Here is a 6,860-nt window from a genome sequence, read left to right as displayed (position 1 = left end):
CCAGCGCAACGACCGCGACGGCCAGCGCAACGACCGCGGCGACCGCGGCGACCAGCGCGGCGACCGCGACCACCAGCCGCGTGGTGACCAGCGCGACCAGCAGGGCCGCGACGACGACGAAGACGGCGAGGGCGGCCGGCGCGGCCGGCGCAGCCGGTTCCGCGACCGTCGGCGTGGGCGCAACGAGCGCGGCACCGGTGGCGAGGGCGGCGGCAGCGAGCAGCCCGTCAGCGAAGACGACGTGCTCGTTCCGGTCGCCGGCATCCTCGACGTGGTGCGCAAGGACAACGGCAACAAGTCCGACAGCGCCGACAACTACGCGTTCATCCGTACCACCGGCTACCTCAGCGGGCCCAACGACGTCTACGTCGCGATGGCCCAGGTCAAGCGGTACGGGCTGCGTCGGGGCGACGCCGTCACCGGCGCCGTGCGCCAGTCGCGCGACGGTGAGCAGCGGCGTGAGCGCTACAACCCGCTGGTGCGCCTCGACACGATCAACGGCATGGACCCGGAGGAGGCGCGCCGCCGCCCCGAGTTCTACAAGCTGACCCCGCTGTACCCGCAGGAGCGGTTGCGGCTGGAGACCGAGCCGCACATCCTCACCACCCGCGTCATCGACCTGGTGATGCCGGTCGGCAAGGGGCAGCGGGCGCTCATCGTGTCGCCGCCGAAGGCCGGCAAGACGATGGTGCTGCAGGCGATCGCGAACGCCATCACGCACAACAACCCCGAGTGCCACCTCATGGTCGTGCTGGTCGACGAGCGTCCCGAAGAGGTCACCGACATGCAGCGGTCGGTGAAGGGCGAGGTCATCGCCTCGACGTTCGACCGCCCGCCGCAGGACCACACCACCGTCGCCGAGCTCGCCATCGAGCGGGCGAAGCGGCTGGTGGAACTGGGTCACGACGTGGTCGTGCTGCTCGACTCGATCACCCGTCTCGGCCGTGCCTACAACCTGGCCGCGCCGGCGTCGGGCCGCATCCTGTCCGGTGGTATCGACTCGACGGCGCTGTACCCGCCGAAGCGGTTCCTCGGCGCGGCGCGCAACATCGAGAACGGTGGGTCGCTCACGATCCTCGCCACCGCCCTGGTGGAGACCGGCTCGATGATGGACACGGTGATCTTCGAGGAGTTCAAGGGCACGGGCAACGCCGAGCTCAAGCTCGACCGCAAGATCGCCGACAAGCGCATCTTCCCGGCGATCGACATCGACCCGTCCTCGACGCGTAAGGAGGAGATCCTCCTCGCGCCCGACGAGTTCGCGATCGTGGTCAAGCTGCGCCGGGTGCTGCACGCGTTGGACTCGCAGGAGGCCCTGAACGTCCTCCTCGAGCGCCTGAAGAAGACGCGGACGAACATCGAGTTCCTGATGCAGATCGCACAGACCACGCCGGGCGAGTAGTCGTCGCCGCGCGGGCCCGGTCCATGTGACCGGGCCCGTCGCGCGGCTACTTCTTCGTGAGCGACTCCGGCTTGTGGACCGCCTCGCGGCCGGTCTTGTCGCTCTTGACCTGGTACTGGGGTTCGTCGGATGAGGCGTTCACGGTGCGACCCGCGGCCTCGGTGCGACTGGTGATCTTCTTTTCCACCGTGCCGGGGACGGTGTGGCCGTGGCTCTGCCAGGTCACCTCGTCGCCCTTCTTGAGATCTTTCGCCATACCCACGGTCTACCCGGGCTGCGGAAATAACCCCGTGGCTGCGTCGGTTGTACGCCGTGGCAGAATTGCCGAGGTTCTGGTTCCGGTTCACGCCCCGCGCGGGGCGACCCGGCGACCACATGTGAGAGGACATCCAGGCATGAAGCAGGGCATCCACCCGCAGTACGTGACCACCGAGGTCACCTGTTCCTGCGGGAACACCTTCACCACCCGCAGCACCGCGAAGAACGGCTCGATCCACGTCGAGACGTGCAACGTGTGCCACCCGTTCTACACGGGCAAGCAGCGGGTGCTCGACACCGCCGGTCGCGTCGCGAAGTTCCAGCAGAAGTACGCGAAGGCCCAGGCCAAGAAGGCCGGCAAGTAGCTTTCCGCCCCACGCCCGCCGCCCGTCACCGGGCCGGCGGGCGTTGGTGTGCCCAGAGCGGTTGAACCCAGGGGAGTGGCACCATGACTGAGTCCGGGGTGGGGCCAGACCGGCTCGGCGCGCTGCTCGCCGAGTACGCCGAGATGGAGCAGCGGCTCGCCGACCCCACGATCCACGCCGACCAGGCCGCGGCGCGCAAAGTCGGGCGCCGGTTCGCGGAGCTGTCGCCGATCGCGAAGACCGCCGCCGAGCTCAGCCAGGCCCGTGAGGACCTGACGGCGGCCCGCGAGCTGGCGGCCGAAGACGCGGCGTTCGCCGCCGAGGCCACCGAGATGGAGGCGCGGCTGCCGGAGATCGAGGAGCGGCTCGCCGAGCTGCTGATGCCGCGCGACCCCAACGACGCCAAGGACGTCATCCTTGAGATCAAGGCCGGCGAGGGCGGTGAGGAGTCGGCGCTGTTCGCCGGCGACCTGCTGCGCATGTACCTGCGTTACGCCGAGCGGCACGGCTGGGTCACCGAGGTGCTCGACTCGCAGGAGTCCGACCTCGGTGGCCTCAAGGACACCGCGGTCGCGATCAAGACGAAGGGCGTGCCCGAGGGCGGGAACGGCGTGTGGTCGCGGCTGAAGTGGGAGGGCGGGGTGCACCGGGTGCAGCGGGTGCCCGTCACCGAGTCGCAGGGGCGCATCCACACCAGCGCGGTCGGCGTCATCGTCTCGGCCGAGGCCGAGGAGACCGAGGTCGAGATCGACCAGAGCGACCTGCGCATCGACGTGTTCCGCTCGTCGGGACCGGGTGGGCAGAGCGTCAACACCACCGACTCGGCCGTGCGGATCACCCACCTGCCGAGCGGCATCGTGGTGTCCTGCCAGAACGAGCGGTCGCAGCTGCAGAACAAGGACCGGGCGATGCGCATGCTGCGGGCCCGGTTGGCCCAGCTGGCCGAGGAGCAGGCGGCCGCGGCCGCGTCCGACGCCCGCCGGTCACAGGTGCGCACGGTCGACCGCTCCGAGCGGATCCGCACCTACAACTTCCCGCAGAACCGCATCAGCGACCACCGCATCGGTTACACGGCGTACAACCTCGACCTGGCGTTGGCCGGTGACCTCGACGGCGTCCTCGATGCATTGACCGAGGCCGATCGCAAGGCCCGGCTCGAGGGTGAAGATCATCTGAGCAGAAGGTGACCACCCGCTGTGATGCCCGCTTCATCGCGGTGAAACAGGGGTCCAAGACGATTGCGATTCGGTAGCGTGGCTGTCGGCCACGAGACGACGGGCAATCGAGAGGCGTGCCATGAGTACTGACTTGAGCGCGGGTCCCCGCGCCGTCGTCGCGACCGCCGCGGAGCTCATCTGGCGGGTCGGCGTGTCCATGGTCGGAGCCGAGAAGCTGCCGACCGCGAAAGCCAACGCCTGGGCCGCCGTCTGCGCCGACCGTGAGCGTGCCCGTGAGCGCGAGGAAGTCGCGCGCCTGATTGCTTCTGCCCGCTAGCGCGGGGCTCAAACCTCGCCAGGACGCGCTGGGCTTCAGGAGGCTCTGACCTTCAAGAGGCTCTGACCTTCAAGAGGCTCTGGGAGTCGTCTTCGCGTTCAGCATCGCCATGTCGGCGGTCTCGAACGCCTCGGCGACGCGGGTCGAGCCGCCCTCACCGATCACGGCCCAGCCGATCGTGATGCTGATCGGCGTGCCCGGAACCAGTGCGCTCCAGTCCTCGCCGGCCACCGCCGACGTGATGCGGCGCTCGATCTCGTGGGCCTCGGCCCGCGAGGTCGCCGGCAGCAGCACCACGAACTCGTCGCCGCCGTAGCGGGCGACGAAGTCGCCGCGGCGCATCACGCGGTTGAGCACCCCGGCGACGCGCTGCAGCACGATGTCGCCGCTGAGGTGGCCGTGCACCGTGTTGACCTTCTTGAACCCGTCGAGGTCGCAGACGCCCAGCACGGCGGAGCCGCCGTGGCCGACCAGGTCGGCGACGTACTGCTCCAGGTAGCGGCGGTTCGGCAGGCCGGTGAGCGGGTCGGTGTTCGCCTCGTCCTGGTACTTCGCGACGCGCTCGTGGAGGTTGTCGCGGTCGAGGCGGGCGGCGACGCCGTCCATGAACAGGTCGCGTAGCCGGTCGGTGTCGGCCGACGCCACGCGGTGGGCCTGCCGGTCGGCGGCGTAGGCCGAGGCGTAGTCGCCGGTGGCGACGTGGGCCAGCGCGCGCAGCCGGGGCACCTCGCCGGCGCCGGCCGTCTCGTCGGACACCACCGCGGTCTCCAGCCGGGCGACCGCCTCGATCGGGCGGCCGATGGCGATGGCGTGGCAGGCGCGGCCGAGCGCGCGCAGGTCGTCGGCGCGCCGCGACGCGCCGTCGCGCAGCAGCGGACGGGGGTCGATCTCGTCGAGCACCCGCCGGTAGCCCAGCGCGGCGAGGCGCACCGCGGCGTACCCGTAGTTGGCCCGGTTGATGGGACGCGTCTGCGCGAGCTCGCCGCTGGCCAGCTTCGCCTGGCAGTCCTGCACGAGGTCACGCAGGACGCGCTGGCAGCCGTCGGTGTCGCCGCGCTGGTCGAGCGACACGGCGAGCCGCAGCCGGATACCGGGCGTGACGAAGTCGGACGCCGGCAGCCCGATCTCGTGGGCGACCTCGCGCGCCTTCTCGATGGCGCTCAGGGCGTACCCGTGGAAGCCGGTGTACGAGTAGGCGTTGGAGAGGTTGTGCCAGCCCCACGCGGTCATCGCGTCGGTGAGCTCGACCGCCTTCAACGCGAACGCGCTGCGCACGAGGTGGTTGACGCACCGCTCCAGCGAACCGAACCGGTACGCCGTGACGGCGGCCAGCGCGTGGACGCGCCCGTAGCGGCCGGGCTCGGGGTAGGCGCGGAGCGCCTCGAACGCGGCGTCGACGGCGGCGGCGTACTCGGTCTGCCGGTCGAGGTTGATCAGCGCTGCCAGCCGGTAGATGCGGGCGTCTACCCGGGTCCGTGGGTCGTCGGCGTTGGCCAGCTGTGCGCCCACGGCGAGTGCCTCGGTGACCCGGTCGTCGAACAGCATCCGCTGGACGCCGGAGAGCATGCGCTCTATCTCGGAAGACGGTGCTAGAGATGGCGCCCGCCCGTCGGCGGTCTGCGTCACGGCACACCCCCATCGATTCGAGCCAGCCGTCTCCCCGGTGCGCCCGCGTCGCAAACCAGGTGCTGATCCTGGTGGCGATCCGAGCCGCGCCGCACCGCCTATCCGTCTCAGGTGGTGTCTCATGATTATGAGGTGTCCCAGGCGTCTACCAACATGTCACCGATCGGTTCGAAAACTGTGCGCCAGGTAACCGACGAAATTGCGCACGTTTTGTCCGCCGCCGATGTGCCATCTCCGGTTGCCGATGCCCGCGAACTGATCGCTTTTGTCCTGAAAATCCCGAAAAATCGTCTCGCCTTAGTGACGTGGATCACTGTTGATCTCGAAGCGAAGATTCGTATGCTGGCTGATCGTCGCGCGCAGCGGATCCCGCTGCAGTACCTCACCGGGTCCGCCCCGTTCCGCTATGTGGAACTCGCCGTCGGGCCGGGCGTCTTCGTCCCGCGTCCCGAGACCGAACTTCTCGTCGGTTGGGGCCTCGACGCGATCGCCGGTCAGAGCCGTCCCCTCGTCGTCGACCTGTGCGCCGGGTCGGGAGCCATCGCGGTCGCGGTCGCCACCGAGCACCCGGGCGCCGTCGTGGTCGCGGTCGAGCGGAGTGCGGACGCTCTGCCGTGGCTGCGACGCAACGCGGCGGCCACGTCGGTGCGGATCGTCGAAGGTGACGCCGTGAGCCCGGCCACCGTGCCCGACCTCGACGGACATGTGGACGCCGTCCTGAGCAACCCGCCGTACGTGCCGCTGGGAACGCCCGTATCCCCGGAAGTTGCCGACCACGACCCGCCGGCCGCGGTCTTCGCCGACCACGACGGCCTCGGGGTGATCCGCGGGCTGGTGACGCGCGCGGCGGCGCTGCTGAAACCCGGCGGCGTGGTGGCGATCGAGCACGACGACACGCACGGCTCCGCGGTGCCCGACCTGTTGCGGGCGAGCGGCGCCTTCACCGAGGTGGCCGACCACGACGACCTCACCGGGCGCCCGCGGTTCGCGACCGCACGCCGCCTGGCAGACTGACCGATCGTGATGCTCTACGACTGCGCGAAACTCGAGGAGCGCGACCGCGGGGTCACCGCCGCGGTCGAGGCCGTGCAGCGCGGTGATCTCGTGGTCCTGCCCACCGACACGGTGTTCGGCATCGGTGGTGACGCGTTCAAGGCGTGGGCCGTCACCGCGCTGCAGAACGCGAAGGGCCGCGACCGGAGCATGCCGGTGTCGGTGCTGGTCGGCTCGCGCAACACGCTCGACGGGCTGGTGTACGGGCTGTCGGCGACCGCGCGCGACCTGGTCGAGGCGTTCTGGCCGGGTCCGCTCACGATCATCATCGAGCACGCCACCAGCCTCCAGTGGGACCTCGGCGAGACCGACGGCAAGGTCGCGGTGCGCATGCCGCTGCACCCGCTGGCCCTGGAGGTGCTGCGCGAGACCGGTCCGATGGCGGTGTCGAGCGCCAACAAGGGCGAGAACCCGCCCGCGAAGACCGCGGCCGACGCGCGCGACCAGTTCGGCTACGCCGTGAGCGTCTACCTGGAGGCGGCCGTCTCGTCCGACCCGATGGCGAGCACGATCGTCGACCTGTCGGGCTCGCGCCCGGTGCTGATCCGCGCCGGTGCCATCTCCCACGAGCAGCTCATCGAGGTCGCCCCCGACCTGGAGCACCGCGACCAGTAGGCCTGTCGACCCGCGGCGCCGCGCGCTGCCGGCCGTCTTGATCGTCG

Annotated in this window: 8 protein-coding genes; 6 read left to right on the top strand and 2 right to left on the bottom strand. The window is 70.3% G+C overall.

The window, feature by feature from the left end; genetic code table 11:
- On the top strand, window positions 1–1,402 hold a 1,402-nt coding region (gene rho / locus Voc01_RS24405), incomplete at its 5' end, for a transcription termination factor Rho (protein ID WP_203929860.1).
- Window positions 1,403–1,448: 46 nt separating this feature from the next.
- Here rho and Voc01_RS24400 read toward each other — a convergent pair.
- The gene (locus Voc01_RS24400) at window positions 1,449–1,658 is read right to left on the bottom strand and encodes a hypervirulence associated TUDOR domain-containing protein (protein WP_203929859.1); all 210 of its coding nucleotides are present in this window, start codon (window positions 1,656–1,658) and stop codon (window positions 1,449–1,451) included.
- A gap of 139 nt (window positions 1,659–1,797) precedes the next feature.
- On the opposite strand from Voc01_RS24400, the gene rpmE reads away from it, so the two are divergent.
- The 3 genes from rpmE (at window position 1,798) to Voc01_RS24385 (ending at window position 3,519) form a co-directional block, all read left to right on the top strand.
- A complete protein-coding gene (gene rpmE, locus Voc01_RS24395; RefSeq protein ID WP_203929858.1) occupies window positions 1,798–2,025 on the top strand; it encodes a 50S ribosomal protein L31 in 228 nt (75 codons plus the stop codon).
- Between the two features lie 98 nt (window positions 2,026–2,123).
- A complete protein-coding gene (prfA, locus tag Voc01_RS24390; RefSeq protein ID WP_203929863.1) occupies window positions 2,124–3,212 on the top strand; it encodes a peptide chain release factor 1 in 1,089 nt (362 codons plus the stop codon).
- 109 nt (window positions 3,213–3,321) lie between these two features.
- Window positions 3,322–3,519 carry a hypothetical protein gene (locus tag Voc01_RS24385; protein ID WP_203929857.1) on the top strand — a complete coding sequence of 66 codons (198 nt, stop codon included), beginning with the start codon at window positions 3,322–3,324 and terminating at the stop codon, window positions 3,517–3,519.
- 69 nt (window positions 3,520–3,588) lie between these two features.
- Here Voc01_RS24385 and Voc01_RS24380 read toward each other — a convergent pair whose 3' ends face one another.
- Entirely contained in the window at window positions 3,589–5,085 is a 1,497-nt protein-coding gene (locus tag Voc01_RS24380; RefSeq protein WP_203929856.1) for a GGDEF domain-containing protein, read from the bottom strand.
- 192 nt (window positions 5,086–5,277) lie between these two features.
- On the opposite strand from Voc01_RS24380, the gene prmC reads away from it, so the two are divergent.
- Together prmC and Voc01_RS24370 are read left to right on the top strand one after the other, a co-directional pair.
- The gene (prmC, locus tag Voc01_RS24375) at window positions 5,278–6,159 is read left to right on the top strand and encodes a peptide chain release factor N(5)-glutamine methyltransferase (RefSeq protein ID WP_239160455.1); all 882 of its coding nucleotides are present in this window, start codon (window positions 5,278–5,280) and stop codon (window positions 6,157–6,159) included.
- A gap of 9 nt (window positions 6,160–6,168) precedes the next feature.
- Window positions 6,169–6,813 (top strand): L-threonylcarbamoyladenylate synthase, encoded by a 645-nt coding sequence (locus tag Voc01_RS24370; RefSeq protein WP_203929862.1) that lies wholly within the window; start codon window positions 6,169–6,171, stop codon window positions 6,811–6,813.
- Window positions 6,814–6,860: the final 47 nt, after the last annotated feature.

The organism is Virgisporangium ochraceum (assembly GCF_016863655.1).
Taxonomy (GTDB): domain Bacteria; phylum Actinomycetota; class Actinomycetes; order Mycobacteriales; family Micromonosporaceae; genus Virgisporangium; species Virgisporangium ochraceum.
Note: the sequence above shows the minus strand (reverse complement) of the source record. Positions and strands in the feature narration are given on the sequence as shown.

Bases quoted from the DNA above. Each gene is read 5' to 3' on its own strand.
- Voc01_RS24380 (WP_203929856.1), bottom strand. From the start codon at position 5,085: ATGCTCTCCGGCGTCCAGCGGATGCTGTTCGACGACCGGGTCACCGAG.
- Voc01_RS24370 (WP_203929862.1), top strand. From the start codon at position 6,169: ATGCTCTACGACTGCGCGAAACTCGAGGAGCGCGACCGCGGGGTCACC.
- Voc01_RS24385 (WP_203929857.1), top strand. From the start codon at position 3,322: ATGAGTACTGACTTGAGCGCGGGTCCCCGCGCCGTCGTCGCGACCGCC.
- Voc01_RS24400 (WP_203929859.1), bottom strand. From the start codon at position 1,658: ATGGCGAAAGATCTCAAGAAGGGCGACGAGGTGACCTGGCAGAGCCAC.
- rpmE (WP_203929858.1), top strand. From the start codon at position 1,798: ATGAAGCAGGGCATCCACCCGCAGTACGTGACCACCGAGGTCACCTGT.